This window comes from Alistipes sp. CAG:268 (genome assembly GCA_000434235.1).
GTDB classification, from domain to species: Bacteria; Bacteroidota; Bacteroidia; order Bacteroidales; family Rikenellaceae; genus Alistipes; species Alistipes avistercoris.
The window spans coordinates 1-15,189 of sequence record FR891964.1 but is presented as its reverse complement, the minus strand read 5'-3'; the positions used below and the strand labels follow the sequence as shown (position 1 = coordinate 15,189).

Annotated in this window: 19 protein-coding genes; 6 read left to right on the top strand and 13 right to left on the bottom strand. The window is 40.7% G+C overall.

Going from position 1 to position 15,189, the window contains the following annotated elements:
- Window positions 1–79 precede the first annotated feature (79 nt).
- From QZL63_RS00290 to QZL63_RS00275, 4 genes are all read right to left on the bottom strand, one after another.
- Window positions 80–1,450, bottom strand: coding sequence for a HAMP domain-containing sensor histidine kinase (locus QZL63_RS00290; RefSeq protein WP_022307356.1), 1,371 nt, complete (start codon window positions 1,448–1,450; stop codon window positions 80–82).
- On the bottom strand, window positions 1,447–2,133 hold the full coding sequence (locus QZL63_RS00285; protein ID WP_022307355.1) for a response regulator transcription factor: 687 nt from the start codon (window positions 2,131–2,133) through the stop codon (window positions 1,447–1,449). Before QZL63_RS00285 ends, QZL63_RS00290 begins: the two co-directional genes overlap by 4 nt.
- A 339-nt stretch (window positions 2,134–2,472) precedes the next feature.
- Window positions 2,473–2,667, bottom strand: coding sequence for an RNA polymerase sigma factor (locus tag QZL63_RS00280; protein WP_290585081.1), 195 nt, complete (start codon window positions 2,665–2,667; stop codon window positions 2,473–2,475).
- A 414-nt stretch (window positions 2,668–3,081) separates the two neighbouring features.
- Complete coding sequence (locus QZL63_RS00275; protein WP_022307353.1) at window positions 3,082–4,929, bottom strand: IdeS/Mac family cysteine endopeptidase; 1,848 nt, start codon at window positions 4,927–4,929, stop codon at window positions 3,082–3,084.
- A gap of 734 nt (window positions 4,930–5,663) precedes the next feature.
- Between QZL63_RS00275 and QZL63_RS00270 the strand changes: the two genes are divergently transcribed.
- On the top strand, window positions 5,664–8,081 hold the full coding sequence (locus tag QZL63_RS00270; protein WP_022307352.1) for a KAP family P-loop NTPase fold protein: 2,418 nt from the start codon (window positions 5,664–5,666) through the stop codon (window positions 8,079–8,081).
- A gap of 95 nt (window positions 8,082–8,176) precedes the next feature.
- Here QZL63_RS00270 and QZL63_RS00265 read toward each other — a convergent pair whose 3' ends face one another.
- The 4 genes from QZL63_RS00265 to QZL63_RS00250 form a co-directional block, all read right to left on the bottom strand.
- A complete protein-coding gene (locus tag QZL63_RS00265; protein WP_022307351.1) occupies window positions 8,177–9,148 on the bottom strand; it encodes a bacteriophage abortive infection AbiH family protein in 972 nt (323 codons plus the stop codon).
- Window positions 9,149–9,231: 83 nt separating this feature from the next.
- Window positions 9,232–9,489, bottom strand: a complete 258-nt coding sequence (locus QZL63_RS00260; RefSeq protein WP_290585064.1) for a hypothetical protein — start codon at window positions 9,487–9,489, stop codon at window positions 9,232–9,234.
- A gap of 2 nt (window positions 9,490–9,491) precedes the next feature.
- Window positions 9,492–9,926: a hypothetical protein gene (locus QZL63_RS00255; RefSeq protein WP_290585045.1), complete on the bottom strand. Its 435-nt coding sequence runs from the start codon at window positions 9,924–9,926 to the stop codon at window positions 9,492–9,494.
- A gap of 5 nt (window positions 9,927–9,931) precedes the next feature.
- Window positions 9,932–10,150 carry a hypothetical protein gene (locus QZL63_RS00250; protein ID WP_022307350.1) on the bottom strand — a complete coding sequence of 73 codons (219 nt, stop codon included), beginning with the start codon at window positions 10,148–10,150 and terminating at the stop codon, window positions 9,932–9,934.
- Between the two features lie 134 nt (window positions 10,151–10,284).
- On the opposite strand from QZL63_RS00250, the gene QZL63_RS00245 reads away from it, so the two are divergent.
- The 4 genes from QZL63_RS00245 to QZL63_RS00230 are packed head-to-tail and all read left to right on the top strand — an operon-like array spanning window position 10,285 to window position 11,785.
- Window positions 10,285–10,455: a hypothetical protein gene (locus tag QZL63_RS00245; protein ID WP_290585034.1), complete on the top strand. Its 171-nt coding sequence runs from the start codon at window positions 10,285–10,287 to the stop codon at window positions 10,453–10,455.
- A 27-nt stretch (window positions 10,456–10,482) separates the two neighbouring features.
- Window positions 10,483–10,809 (top strand): SH3 beta-barrel fold-containing protein, encoded by a 327-nt coding sequence (locus QZL63_RS00240; protein WP_022307349.1) that lies wholly within the window; start codon window positions 10,483–10,485, stop codon window positions 10,807–10,809.
- Between the two features lie 12 nt (window positions 10,810–10,821).
- Window positions 10,822–11,139: a hypothetical protein gene (locus QZL63_RS00235; RefSeq protein WP_290585018.1), complete on the top strand. Its 318-nt coding sequence runs from the start codon at window positions 10,822–10,824 to the stop codon at window positions 11,137–11,139.
- 1 nt (window position 11,140) lies between these two features.
- Window positions 11,141–11,785, top strand: a complete 645-nt coding sequence (locus QZL63_RS00230; RefSeq protein WP_022307347.1) for a recombinase family protein — start codon at window positions 11,141–11,143, stop codon at window positions 11,783–11,785.
- Window positions 11,786–11,865: 80 nt separating this feature from the next.
- Here the strand turns inward: QZL63_RS00230 and QZL63_RS00225 are convergent, their stop codons facing one another.
- The 3 genes from QZL63_RS00225 to QZL63_RS00215 all read right to left on the bottom strand — a co-directional run bounded on the left by QZL63_RS00225 (window position 11,866) and on the right by QZL63_RS00215 (window position 14,071).
- A complete protein-coding gene (locus tag QZL63_RS00225) occupies window positions 11,866–12,861 on the bottom strand; it encodes an NADAR domain-containing protein (protein WP_022307346.1) in 996 nt (331 codons plus the stop codon).
- A 174-nt stretch (window positions 12,862–13,035) separates the two neighbouring features.
- Window positions 13,036–13,890, bottom strand: a complete 855-nt coding sequence (locus tag QZL63_RS00220; protein ID WP_022307345.1) for a hypothetical protein — start codon at window positions 13,888–13,890, stop codon at window positions 13,036–13,038.
- A complete protein-coding gene (locus QZL63_RS00215; protein ID WP_022307344.1) occupies window positions 13,877–14,071 on the bottom strand; it encodes a hypothetical protein in 195 nt (64 codons plus the stop codon). The genes QZL63_RS00220 and QZL63_RS00215 overlap by 14 nt, the downstream gene beginning before the upstream one ends.
- A gap of 421 nt (window positions 14,072–14,492) precedes the next feature.
- Between QZL63_RS00215 and QZL63_RS00210 the strand changes: the two genes are divergently transcribed.
- Entirely contained in the window at window positions 14,493–14,792 is a 300-nt protein-coding gene (locus tag QZL63_RS00210; RefSeq protein ID WP_290585014.1) for a DNA-binding protein, read from the top strand.
- Here QZL63_RS00210 and QZL63_RS00205 read toward each other — a convergent pair.
- Together QZL63_RS00205 and QZL63_RS11740 are read right to left on the bottom strand one after the other, a co-directional pair.
- Window positions 14,784–14,945, bottom strand: a complete 162-nt coding sequence (locus QZL63_RS00205) for a hypothetical protein (protein ID WP_441293882.1) — start codon at window positions 14,943–14,945, stop codon at window positions 14,784–14,786. The genes QZL63_RS00210 and QZL63_RS00205 overlap by 9 nt on opposite strands.
- The coding region (locus QZL63_RS11740; RefSeq protein WP_441293883.1) for a hypothetical protein at window positions 14,872–15,189 on the bottom strand (318 nt) is incomplete at its 5' end. The genes QZL63_RS00205 and QZL63_RS11740, both read right to left, overlap by 74 nt.

The following is a 15,189-nucleotide window of genomic DNA, read 5'->3' as shown; positions in this document are numbered from 1 at the left end:
AAAATCCTTAGAACGCCGTACTCGGCTGTCTGCTTGCTGTTTACGTCCGGGACGGAGCCTGTGTCGCCCTCCCGCCCGTTTACACGTGCGGCAACTCGACAACGAAGGTCGTGCCCTGGCCCGCCTCGGAATGGACGGCGATCCGCCCCCGGTGGAGCTGGACGATCTTCCGGGCCAGCGCCATCCCGATGCCGTGCCCCTCGGCCATCGACTCCTGTCCGCCCCGGTAGAAGAGCGTGAAGAGGTTGCGCAGCTCCTCCTCGGTCATGCCGACCCCGGCATCCGAGAAGCGGAGGATCGCCCATTGGTCCCAGTAGGAGATGTGGACGCATGAGAGGCGGTCGCCGGAGTATTTGCAGTTGTTCTCGATCAGGTTGGTAAAGGCGATGGTGAGCAGGTGGAGATTGCCCTCGACGGTGATCATGCGTTCGTCGTCGGCCTCCTCCTGTTCGAAAAGCAGTTCGATGCGGTAGTCGGGGTGGGCCCTGAGGATGAGCGACCGCACGTCGAGCAGCAGTTCGTCGAGGCGGATCTCCTCCATCTTGATCTGCTCCTGCCGGTAGTCGGCCTTGGCCAGGTTGAGCAGTCCGTCGATCAGGCGGGTCATGCGGCGGGCGTCCTGCAGCGCGCGTCCCATTGCCCGGCGGTAGTGCTCGCCGCTCCGCTCCTTCTGCAGGGCGAGGTCCAGTTCGGCGATGAGCGCCGCCAGCGGGGTCCGCAGTTCGTGCGAGACGTTGCTGACAAACTGTTTCTGGGCATGGAACGAGGTTTCGAGCCGTGCGAGCAGGTCGTTGAACGCCAGTGCCAGCTCGCCCAGTTCGTCCCGGGCGTTCTTCACGGGAAGGCGCCGGTCGATCCGCGAGGCGGTGATCGCCCCGGCCTGCTGCACGATGCCGCGCATCGGCTGCAGGGCGGCTCGGGCCAGCAGATAGCCGGTTGCGAAGAGCAGCAGCACGCCGATCAGGAGCAGGGTGGCGAGCGTCATCCGCAGTTGGGCCAGATTGGCGTGTCCGTAGCGGTCGTAGGCTGCCGCCGTTACGATGTAGTCCTCCCCTCCGAAGCGGTAGAGCATCCCGATGGCCTGGTATTTCCCGACGCGGAACTCGATCCGGTGCAGGTCGCGGATTCGGGCGATCATCGCCGAATCCTCCTTGACGATGTCGCTGCGGATGGCGTCGTGGTAGAGCATGCGGGCATTGGCCGAGTAGACCGCCACCTCGACCTCGTCGATGAAGTTGCGGTTGTTGAGGTAGATCTCCTGCATGGTCCGTGCATCGACCCGGCCCTGCAGGAAGAGATGTGCCTTGGTGACCGCCTCGCTTTGGAGGGTATGGTAGAAGGTCCGGCTGCGCGTGTGTTCGCTGACCAGATAGACGGCCGCCAGACAGGCAAGGAAGACGGCGGCCGTGGCCAGGGTGTTCTTCAGCGTGAGGGCGGTGCGGATCTTCATGGCTTGTCGGTCAGGATGAAACCCATGCCGGGGCGGGTGTGGATCAGGCGGGGCTCGAAATCGCGGTCCACCTTCTTGCGCAGGTAGTTGATGTAGACGTCGATGAAGTTCGTCCCGGTGTCGAAGTGTGTCTCCCATACCTGTTCGGCGATCTCCGTGCGGCCGACGACTCTCCCGGCGTGTTCGGCCAGATAGACCAGCAGCCGGTACTCTTTGGGCGAGAGCCGTATGGGCGTGTCGCCGCGCCATACCTCCTTGCGGACCGTGTCGATGCGCAGGTCGGCACAGCGGAGCGACTCCTGCGGTGCAGGCTCGGCGTCCCTCTGTCGCTTGAGCAGGGCCCGGATCCGCGCAGTCAGCTCGCGGAAGTCGAACGGTTTGACCATGTAGTCGTCGGCCCCGGCGTCGAAGCCGTCCAGTTTGTCGTCGGTCGTGCCCAGCGCCGTGAGCATCAGAATCGGCACGCCGGCATGGATCCTGCGGATCTCCCGGCAGAGTTCGAATCCGTCCATGCGGGGCAGCACGACATCCGAGACGACCAGCTGGAACGGCTGTGCCCGGAAGAGGCGCAGGCCCATGGCCCCGTCGTAGGCCACCGTCACCCGGTAGCCGTTCTCCTCGAGCCCCGTTTTCAGCAGGTCGGCCACCCGCTTTTCATCCTCCACGATCAGTATCGATTGCATCCTTCTGCGGTTTGATGGGTCTGTATTGCACTTTTTTCGGCCGTTAAAGATGCGTAAAAATCCCGTAACCGCCATATTTCCGGGCAAAAAAAGCATGGCACCCTTCGGTTCGACCTCCGTTTCCGCCCCTTCTTGCGGCCTTTACCCCGGGCACGGGCTGACCTTCGGTATGCTGGAAAAGCAGAAGGGAAACGGCTTCGTTTCCCTCCTGCCCGATTTGTCACCGCCCGACGGATGGCTCCGTCATGGCTTCTCTTTCAGCTGGTCGATGATGTCGTCGCAGGCCTTGAGTACTTTCCTTTTTCTTTCTCTTCTGTCCGTTGATGCAGGTGTTGAGACTTATGCGGTAGATCCAGGCCCTGAATCTGACTCTCCGCGGAATGTGTCATATCCTTTCCAGAGCCAGACCAGCACATCCTGAAAGAGGTCTTCCGCCTCCTCTCTGCTTCCGGAAAGCATATAGCAGACGGTATAGACAACAGTCTTGTGCTTTTCTACCAATCGGGAGAATACCTGTTTCTTCTGTTCCATCATGATTTCAGATTTCTACTCTGTTAGACAACGGAGTCTCCGAAAAACGATAAATTGATCGGTAATATTCATTTCTTGAGACACAAGACACCGTTGCCCAAACAAACAATTGGATTGACGGGGAGTTGGTAGTCGTTCCCGCGCTTAAAAACGCATTAATATTCTTCCTCGTTGAAGAAATTTATCTATACAGATGATCAATATATTATATTACAATCAATAAAATTTGCGCAAACAAACATCACCGTCTGACACGGTCTGAGACAATCCGAGTGCATATTATATAGTTGCCCCTAAAAAAGCCCGCTTTTGAGGGATATTGTTCTCACACAGTATCTTGCAGATTTATCAAAGACTCTTATAGATTAAACAACTGAATACCAGTAGATGAAGACATTTTTAAGGGAAAACTAAGTGTTATTTTTCTACAACTACATTCGGATATTTACTTTTCCATATATCTCTACCCAGATCAGCAGAAAATACAGAGGTAATCAGGAATTTTCCCACTCTAGTATCCGGATCCTCCGGTTTTAACTGCTGTAGATAAGTACATTCATTCCCGTAATCATCGACAGCATATACTATCTGCTGTCTGATAATCACTGCACCATTAGGATCTTGTTCCGCAAAGTTGTTATCGCAATAGTATATATAGGCAATATCTCCTGCTTCATCATATTCGACTCCCCAGGCTGTCATAGCATGATTTCCAGTCTTGGGGCCGGCAACATCAAACACATTTAGACCGATAGCCCTCTTGTTGAGGAGGGCATCTGTAACAAATGTATTGAACTGCTCTCTATCTGGTTTGTGTGAGGACCTTGCCGTCAAAGCATTATTTTTCGTGAATACTTCCGGAAGGAATCCTTTAAACCCATTGATATCGCCACCAAGATAAGCCCCGGTAAAAAACCATTCAACTCCTTTAGGATCATCGTTGCCAAAATTCGGGAAATGATCTTTGAAGAACTGGAAAACTTCCGATCTGTTGACTGTGACATAATCTGGTTCCGGAAGAGAACCGTCCCAGTTGCCAACCCCGTCAGGGTAAAGCGGTTTGAAAGCATAGGACGGCCGCTCGAAAGTACCTGAACCAGTCGTCACCGAAGAGCCATAATCTACATCGTATGCAGCAAGGTATTCTTTATTCATGCACATCCACCATGACACTACATTTGATGCCGATGCCGCCCAGCACATTTGGGAATCGTCTTCATAGTTTCCATGTGACTTGTTGCAGTCATACCAGCCACATCCTTCAGCCCATGTGAGATATTGCTCCTCATAGTAACGATTGTCATATCTGAGCCACTGACCTTCTGGCAAACCATACTTGTTACCGAGCTTATATGTAGGAAGGTTCTCCTTACCTGGGAAATCAGGCACATTCAATCCATATACCCACAATGTTTTTCCTGCAAGTTCAGGATCGCCCGGTCTCAGAGTAAGGTTTATCGAGATCTGCTTTCCAGACTCGAAAAATGTAAGGTCATTGTTCTCTTCTGTCTTTTCAGGAGCTTTGAAATACGTTGTCTTACCTTCTGCAACGATCTGCAGAAGTCCGTCATCGTTCTTGTAAGGAATCGCACTTTGGGGAATAATCACAGCGGCAAAATTTCCTTCTCCATCCTTGGATGGGGTAATCCATCTGAAATCGGTTCCTCTTACTTCGGCCTCACCGGTAAGTAGATTGAAATAGCCCTGTGTCAGACTCCTGACTTTAACCTCTGGCGAAGTCATACTGCCAGAGAGAAAGATCCTGATTCTGTGAAGTGCATGCCCGAAATTCATATCAGCTTTGTATACACCTGATTCGACGACTGTTTTTGAAAACAGCAAATCTGAATTATAAAAATCATCTCCAGTCTGGTCTAATGCTATATTCAGCTGATAAGTCTCTGGATTCTGTTGTTCTCCAGTTGCCGGATAATGAGCAGACAATGATAATGGTCCTTCACCAAAATCATTACGCTTTAGACGAGGAATCCACTGTCCTCCCGAATATGTAAGTTCTCGATAAGAAAGACCTTTATCCCCTTGAAGGTAAAGCCCAACTTTATCGCCCTCTGTAAAACTTCCGGAACCATCATTTGCAAGGTCAGCCCTTGTCTCCACATTGAAAAAAACGATATCCAGATATCCGTCATCCCTATCCTGGAGATTATCCTGAAATTCGGAAGAACAAGAAAAGAAAGATAAAGACAAAACGCTGATAAAGATACCAGTATATATACCTTTAAATATAGAAAAACATTTAACCATAAAAAACAGATTAACCTATATTGCATTTATATACAATAGGAAATATTTCATTAGTGTGTCTGGTGTAAGTCTTCAGACCTCTCAAAAATTTTGCAAATATATCAATTTATTTGTTAATTCACCGGCAGGTTAGCCTGCCGATGAGCGTTTTTATTCGTCCGGGAACAGATTCCTGTCAAGATCTATTTCGGAGCCCCGAGGCAGGTAAGACTTCTCACCCATTGCAGTCTTTCCCATAAACAGGATGACCGATTTCTCCTCAGAAAAACGTATTTTATCCAAATAAACCACGCCATTTGAAGCGGTCAAACGCCATTGTCCAAACAAATTAAATCCCCGTCAATCTTACTGATTGACAGGGATTTAATAGTTGTTTTCGTGCTTAAAATCGCACTAATATTCTTCCTCGTTGAAGATGTATTATAATTGCTTATTATCAATTATTTATATTAAATAAATGCTTAATTTAGATTGTTAATAGGAAGTTTATTTTTCGTTCTTTTCGCTTAGCTTTTTCAATAAAATTTAGAAGATTAAGGGATTAGTATAAAATGATTTTCATAGGATTATAAATATGTGCTGTAAACTTGGATGTTATTTTGATATTTATATGATTTCCTATGTTCACTTTGTATTCAACTAAAAAATATGTTATTTTTGTTATAGAAGTTTACGTTTCAGGTGTAGGCTTAGATTAAGCCCAAATAGGTTGAAGAACCTAAATCTATATTTATATGATTAAGAAAGTTAAATACATTCTATTCTGGGTTACGATACTTTTTGTTATATTCTTATTTAAGAGCCAGATAGATGCATTCATATGTAATCATCTGACTCTTTTAAACTATGAATATATTGGAACAAAAATATTGTATATTATTCTTGTAATAATTGCATGTATTCTGCTTTCTAGTAAGATCAAGATATATAATGGTGATTACTTATTGAATAGCGTATGTATAGCTATTTTATATCTCATATTCAGACTTGATATAATAAAACACGATGATTGGTATTATGCGTCGTTATTTGGTCCAATAAAATATACAGACGTTCTGTTAGTAGTACTTGTTGTTCTTAATCGGCATATCTGGTGGTTATCGAAGGAATGCACAGCACAAATTTCTGAGAACCAAATTTCAGATAATAATCCTATTGAGTCTGAAGGCGATGATCTGTTTGGATATTTTAATGATGCTAAAAATCTATTGAAGATCATAACTCAAAATAAGTCTAAAGCGGAAAAAGGGGCTGTTGTTATTGGCTTACAAGGAGAGTGGGGTAAGGGAAAAACCTCTTATCTGAATATGATGAGAGTAGCAGCTTCCCAAAGTAACAACGTAATACTGGTGCGAATCAATGTATGGATGGGAAACTACGAAAATATTGCCAAGAACCTTCTTAACACTATTGCAAATAGTATTGATGATATCTCCATAAAAATGGAGTTAAGAGATTATTCCAAAGCAATTGTTGATGCAGATCTTTCATATTTATCTAAGATAGTTTCTTTCCTTTTTAGAAATAAGACCAAACAAACAGAAGAGCTATTTGATACTGTAAGTGATAGAATATCTCATCTTGATAAGATTATAATTGTTCAAGTAGATGATCTAGATCGGATCACTAAAGATGAATTATTGCATATATTAAAACTAATTAGAAATGTTGCTAATTTCAAGAATACATTCTTTATAGTAGCCTATGATCCAATATATATCAGCCAATGTTTTAGGTCTTTAGGTATTGATGATGGATATTTGGAGAAAATATTCAATATAATCTATCCTTTACCCACTATAAGTGAGGAACAGCAAATTAATCTGGTAAAAAGAGAAATGTCTGCCTCTCTTTTGCTTGATGGTGATATAAATGCAATTATAGGAAAATTCATGTGGGTAATCGAGAACAAAATATCTCTTAGAAATGCAAAACGGTTAATCTCAGGTATTCAATGTGGAATATCAGATCTAAAAGACGAGGATGGGGAAATATTGGTTGATCTATTAGATTATATTCTGGTTCAATATCTAGGAATGATTAATTTAAACGCATATAACTTTTTATCAACTCTTAATCCACGACAAAAATATAATCTTTACGCATCCATAAAGAATAATGGAAGGGTATATTCTATAAATAAGGGTAAAGAATATGTTACGGATTCAATAGAATTAACTGATGATGAATATAAAGAACAGAGACTAAAAAGGGATATAGGAGAATACAATATAGACCTATCATATCGAATATTGGAAGAATTGTTTGATAATAGGGAGGGTATTGCAAGAATGAAATATGTTAATTCTCACCCATTGTATTTTAATAGAAATTTTGACACAAGATTGATTGGAAGAAAAAAGTTTATCAATAGTTTTAACGCTGGGAAGGAAATATTTATTCAAGACCTTAAGAATTGGTATGGGAGTAATGACAGATTTGCTTTGTCTCGATTAATCGCTAATTTCAAATGTGAGACCCAAAAGGATTGGATGAATTTTTTGGAGGCTATTTTAAATATAGTTCCGATTTCGTATACTAAATCTCTGCGGATGGATAGAGATTACACAGAGTTTATCCCATCACCAGGTTTGGATCTTATTTATTCTGATTCAACAAGTTGTATTATATTACGTGATGCTATTGGAACATTTTTCTTTGATAACATGATTCTTAAAAGAGAGTCATTGGATATACTTCAAAGAAAGTTAGCCCTTTATTTGTCTAATAGAGAGATGTATATTAAATTGTTGTCTTATACATCGGAGCCAGAAGTAAAGGAGATAAATATTTTTAAGCTATATTGGGCTACTTATATAGATAATGGCGGCTCCTATGATTCTTTTGATGAAGACTTTTGGTATTATGCGAACCAATTTAATTTTCAAGAGAAGTTAAATCTTAGAGTTACTTTACGAGAACACATAAAAGATAATATCAATAATTTTATGAGACATTATCCAGTTCCCAATATAATGAATAATCTCTGGCTCCAATCTGTCTTTTTTGAATATGTAGTATCAGATGATGGTAATGCATATAGAGAGAATCCATCTGTATGGATACCTTATTTTATATCATTTCTAGAATCAATAGAAGACAAATCTTCAGAATTACTCACATACATTGATGAATGTAAGCATATAGCATAAATTGTGCTAAAATCTTAACTGTGCTAAAATAATATCTGCCACCCGCTATGGATGGCAGATATTTTTGTGATAGATTATCTTTTTATTTTAAGACGCTACAAGCTTTTTTTCAGGTTAAAAATATCGGTATTCAGTCCGATGTACACCTTGCCAACCATATCACCCTTCCAATCCAACTTTTCCATTAGGTCTCTTTTGATAGCTTGACGGCGGAACCTTTGATTTTTTATGTTAATCTTATCATTGTATATAAAAATAATGAGACGACAATCTCGGGTCGTAAGGATCTCTTTAATTCGCTCCCACCATATCTTATCAGTTTCTCCCATTGAATGCCCAAATATACATATCAATTGAGAGTCTTTTAGGAGTGCATGACATTTGTTGTCTGTAAGTTCTCCAATCGCATCATTTGCTTTGGGTTTAACAAACATTTCCACCAAATCAACATGATTTCGGAATTCAGTTTTCCTTATCTGCTCGCTATCATTTACGCCCAAGAGTATGGTATCATCATACATTCCATGTACATATTGGATAGAGCCCACAAACACAGGCATATTGAATTCATTAACGCCTATTTGTGCCTGAACCTTACTATCAGCATTGGCAAGGATCCTCATGATTGTATCCGTGTAATTGAACGAAATAATATTTACATCCCATGAACTCGCAAATCTCAGACAGAAAGTCTTTAAGATAGTCCTATCTGCCTCAACCAAATACTTACTTGGATAACATAAATCTTTGCGGAAACGTTTTGTATCATACAATCCAATCCGAACACTATTGTTTATCTCAGTTATATATTTACGCAAATGATCTGAAATATCAGCAAGAGCAACCATAAAATCATCAGAGGTTTCATACTTGGCTGATATTCTCCCCAATCCGATCTCCAAGTCAGACCATAGTTCATATCCATCTTGCTTTATAGTATCTTTCAATAATTCCACCTGAGAGTTAGGGCTCGTTTTTGTCATGTAGTAATCATAAAAATTCTGATATCTTGTTTTTAAGCCAAGATTCAGGTCAAAGCCATTCCCTATAATATATGTAACATTCATTGAGGTTTCAGGTTTATATCAGCTCAAGAGGTTGCTTCAATTCTATTCGGAGCAGAGTGTTATTTGGTTTTTCTATTGATTAATTATGCCTTTGCTGCAAGCACTTCCTTAATGTATTGCTGATTCTTCTCATCAATACCAAAGAGTTTGTAGAGCTGTAAGTTCACATCTTCATTATAGTTAACAAGTCCATTAGTGTCGCTATAATCAATAAGGTCAGGAACTTTCTTAGCTAAAGAAGTCAGAGACTCGTCAGTTAGTAGGAAGGCAAAACGAATAATTTCACTCGTAGCATATTTAAAGAAGTTTTGCGCTTCTCTTTCAGTTTCAAAAGCCTTCAACGCTACGCGTGAACGTCCAAACGCACTGTGATTATCAACAATACTAATTTGATTGCTTCGTTTTTGTCCTCCAGCATTGGCGCTAGATACACAAGCTCACTATTGAAAATTCCTTCCTCCCCAAACCAAGCATTGTCAATCAGATTATTTTGGCAATTACACATCCACGCAGGCGTAAAAACCTCTGCCTTATCTCGAACTCTACATATTTGTTCCTCTTTGGATTTGGCTATGCGAGGACGAATCATCAATCCATTGTCTCCTGTAATGGCATCAATGGTCATTTCAGCCGTAGGTTCAAACCCTACGCCCATAGATACATAGTTATCTGTCGCCCAAATGATATTCTTTTTAGAACTGTTATCTTTAAGCAAGAGAGATAGAATCCGCCTATCTAACTTTAAAATCTCATTTTCTTTTATATCAACGTCTGCCATCTTCTTTATTCTGCTTTGGGTGCGGTAATGAGCGTGCCTTTTCGGATGATGCAATATTTGTTTGTGAAGGGTTTTTCTGGCGTAATGCCGTAGTTGGCAAGGCTTTTATAAGTAATTCCTATCTCTTCCTTGCCAAAATTATCGCATAAAGCCTTGATGCTCCCAAAGTAGTGGTGCTGCCCGTTCAGTTCAAGGTGAATGACCGTTCGTTCCTGTTTATTCATTTCAATAAATGATATTTCTAACAAAGTTAGAAAAAAGTGGAAAATAATCAAAATAATCCATATTTTCTCATGTTAAAATTTGGATATATTAAATATAATCCATATTTTTGTATTGTAGAAAAGAGACAAAGAGTATGGCACAGGCAAGAAAATATCACATCAGTCGCTCGGGCAGCGGTTGGGGAATTTGGGATGCTGAAGGTAAAAAAGTCATGGGATGTTGCTCTCATTTTCATGCAGTGGAAAGCCTGTATAAATTGATGGGGTGGAATTGGGACCCTGCCAAATATCGCAGAAATTATTGAATGTGTAATAAAAAATCTTACAACAATATGAACACTTTGATTATTACTGAAATGACGGCTACTCGGATGGAGGTTATTGCAGCACGCACGCAGAATCTTTTGGTAGCAGGTGCGAAGGCTATGATGATTGAGTCTTTGAAAGAGAAGCTGCGCAGCGGAGTTGCTCACTTCATCTTTATCAAGAAAGACGGGACAGTGAGAGAGGCATTTGGTACAACCAATGCGGCTGTGGCTCGCAAGTACACCAATGGCAATGGTTGCAGCCGTGAGTTGTACAGCACAACCGCCTACTTTGATATTGAGAAAGGGGCTTGGCGCTCTTTGAGATGGGAGTCTATTGTCAAGGTCTTCTAAAAATAGGCAATTATGGCTGACTACATTCTTTCAATACTCCGTACACAATTGATGGTAGTGTTTTCGTGGGGCTTTCATCGCCCCACGGCACTTCCTGATGACAAGGGATTGGCTTTTAAAGTAGATGGTTTTAAATACAAAGGCTGGGTGTTTGTCAAATATAATGAGGGAAAAGACCTGTTTGATATAGAGCTCTGCGGGAATGACATGACCATCATCAGTGTTATTGAGGATGTATACTTTGACCAATTGGTTAATGTAATTGACCATGCCGTAGAACGGACCTCAGATTATGTAAAGCAGGTAAAGAAACTTTATAACATTCAATAACATGAGGGTTGTACTATTTTGTCGTGTTTCTACAAATAGCCAAGACTACAATAGACAGGTGAATGAGTTGACGGTATATTGCCAGCAGCAGAGATGGAATATTGAAAGGGTCTTTGCCAACAAGGTCAGTGGCGCCAAGAAAAATGAGGAGCGTCCCGAAATCATGGAGATGGTGGAGTATGTCAAAACGCACTCTATTGATCGAGTATGTGTCTTGGAAATTTCAAGATTGGGCAGAAATACACTTGAAGCCTTGAAGGTCATCCAACTCTTCAATGAAATTGGAATATGCCTCTATGTAAAAAACTACAACCTTGAAACGCTTATCAAAGGGAAAATCAACCCCATTGCTTCTTTGATTTGTACCATCCTGCTTGAAATTGCTCAAATGGAACGCCTGACTATTCGGGAACGTATGGCTAGTGGTAGAGAGCAGTATATTGCCAAATGTCGTAAAGAGGGCATTAAGATGGGACGCCCATCAACCTATAAGAAAACAGATGAGCAAATGAAGGCACAGTATTCAAAAGAAATTTCCTTGTTAAGAAAGGGGCTTTCGTTGAGGCAGATTAACGCCATTACAGGAACTTCAATCATGACTATTCGCAAACTCTATAAATTTGCAGATAAAGCTATTTTAAAATAAAAAGATAATATAGAACAAAAATATCTGCCATCAGAAACGGTGGCAGATATTATTTTAGCACATACTTGAATTTAATACAGTTATTTTATTTCATGTTCAAAAAAACACAGCGGGTAATCCAAATGATAATCAATGTATCCTTGGTCTCGGATAACGGTCAGGATTTTCCCAAAAGCATTCTCCCCTGACAACGTATAATGGCAATGTTCCAATAGTGTTTGTTCGTATACATTTTGCACCTTCTCCACTATTGCTTCCCATTTTTTCTGTTTCTGTTCCTGTCGCTTCTGGGCAGTTTCAGCCCGAGGCTTTTTTAATGTGGCCTGTTTCTTCTTTTCTTTATTCAGAGTCTCTGAAATAAAGGCCTTTATATCTTTTCTGGTTAGTTTGATTAAATCTCGTTTTTGAAGGTCCTGACACCCCCATCTCAGGGCGGAGTTGGAAGAGTTTTGCATGGTTGTATCTTCAACAATGATTTTTCCCTTTGTCTCATTGAGTAGAACTCTGAATCCTTCGTTTTGTTGATATTTTAGATTGATAATATATTTCATTACCTCTATATCAAAATAGTTGTCTCTCCAATGAGGATGTTGGTATGATTCATATTCCTTAGAGTTAATGAATGTCTTTTTGCACCACATGCTGTTTTTATACTCCAATACTTTTTGTTGGATGTCTGGGTGTCCTGAAAATCTTAAGGCAATAAAAAGATGTTCAGATGTATAACAATGGTGCCCGAATAAATTGATGGGAAAGGCTGTGCTCATGTTTGAAAGAGCCCCATATTTACCTGATAATTTTGAGAATGTTACTATGTCTGATGCTTTATAATGCTCCGTTCGTCCAAATTCTATTGTATAGGGATCATATTCTGATGCAATCTCCTCAGGAGTTCTATATAAGTCTCTAATTGGAAGATTGAGTACGCGAGACATATTCTCCAATTGCTTTTTACTGACATTCTCACCCCGTAAAACATGATAACAATGTTCACGGGTAATGCCAAGCATTTCAGCAAATTGTCTAACAGATATATTTCTTTGATTTATAATTTGTTGAACTTTTAATTCATTCATATAATTTTATTTTTCATAAATGTAATAATTTTTATTACAATATATATTTTTTTTCATCAATAAAATTACATGAATAAAATTGCATGACTATTCTTGTAATTATTTTTCTGATTTATAGAAAAATAAACCAAAAATAGATGCAATGGCAGGGGTGGTTGTTATATAGTCCTGCCATTACATTAATATATCTTGCCAATTAAGCTTTTGGCGTCCTCGAGAAAACCGTATTACTGACGCAAGATGATAATAAAACATATCTGTTAAAAAATCCTGATTGAAAATTAAATCCGTGCATTGTGTGATGTGGCGAGCATTACAATAGTCTCGTATTTCATTGGAATTCTGATGGACTTCAAGCCTGTGCAGATTTTGGGGATGATTATAATAATCTAAGATATAATCCTTGTTGCTCACATTCTTGATTTCAGCTATTTTATTATAGCAGCATACACAAATTCCCTTTGTTTTATCATGTAGTGATTTCCGTTGTTTTGCGTAAAAAGTTGGATTTTTCAATCGGTCTAAACTCACTTCAAATGATATGTGGAATTCAGGGATAGATTGCTTCCTGTCGCGGATTGCTTTTCCATTGACAATAGTCGTTATGTTCTTATCTTTATAATAGCGCCTGATTAGATTGGTGATATTTCTTTTGAAATCTTTTGCCAAATCCAACGCTGTGATATTGTTGAATACCAATCCAAAAGATTGAGGAATTGACAATGTATATTTTAGGCTCTCAGCATCATATAATACCCAATTTTCAGGGCGGTACCATATATAATTACTTGCGACATCTCCTATGCGGTCAAAATTCAGCGTTGCAAACTGTTTTTGCCCTTCTTGATCTTGGCATAAGTGAAATGTAAAATGGAAATAACGGCTGCTGACACGAATAATATAGAAATCCGTGAAGTCAATGCGCTCTGTAATTTTGCAACAACGTAATTGGTTAAGCAATGAAGGCTCCGCCACATAGCAGAGCCTCAATTCATCAATAATGGTTGTACCTAACTTACATGATGCCATCCGCTTTATCAGATTCTACACTCTTATTTTTGGACGGCACATTTTGCCAATAACTTTTTAGCCCTTTTGATATATTTTGTACATGGCTGTAACTTTTACTTCTCCCTTTTAGTGATTGACTTATTTTCTTTTTCGTCTCGTCATCCAACTCTCTGTATTGACGCTTGTAGTTTTTATTCATACTTATTTATTTTTTTTATAATTATTAAATCCTTTATATAAATAAATAGTATGAATGCTTAAAAAGTCAAGAGCGAAAGGCAAGAAAAGTTGATTTTATTTTTTATAAAAATATATCTATGCGATATGCAAGCAACGGTACCCTCATCTAGTACACCTATCTCTGACAGCTTTAGTTAAGGGTGCTTATGCGTGTTAATGTGCTATATATCAGTATGTATATTAGACTGCAATGGAGTCTGTTTTGTAATCCAATCTATATTGGAGCCGTGTCAAATTATTAAAGAATATATAAATAATTTGGTTTTTAATTTTAAAAAATGTACAATTACAAAAACCTCGATGGGGTACTCTGACCTGCTGAAAAAGAGGGCAAGCGTTGCTTGAGCGAATAGAAATAAGAAGAAATATTATAATGAAAAATGTTTTCAATTAATTTTAACAAAGATGAATTTGAAAAGCTAATCAGAAAAGTGGTGCAGGAGGAACTGGGCACTGCACAAGATTGCAAGAACAAGGCTTCGCAGAAACCTTGCTATACCAACAATGAGATGTTAGAGTTGTTGCATGTAAACTCTAAAACACTGAAAAAATACCGTGATAATGGATGGCTTGGTTATAGCCAAGCAGGCGATAAATTCTTTTACTCAGCCGATGACCTGAACCTCTTTCTAACCAAGACTCATCAGGAAGCCTTTGCTTGGAATTATGCCTCAAAATGATGATGGCATATATCCAAATGAAAGTTTGGTTTTTACTTCTTCTGTGATTGTGTCAGGCAGGAATTCTGCATAAACTTTCTCAGTCGTAATAATGGAAGAATGTCCCAACAATCGACTTATCATGTGAATAGTGACACCCCGGTTCAATGCCATGACTGCGAAGGTGTGACGTGCAATGTGTGAAAAACATGCCCGAACGGCATTTTGCAGCTGGCGGCAACAGCAACGTAACCGGTTTGGAATGAGCCGATTTTCCATTTTTGAGGAAGCAGTCCACCGCATATTGTAGAGAGACATCTGTTACCAGACCGTTACCCGTATCGTTACCTCGGCGTCCATAGGTAACCGGCAACGATTGACAGACATCCGCACGGCGTTTTATTCTCTGAATCACCGG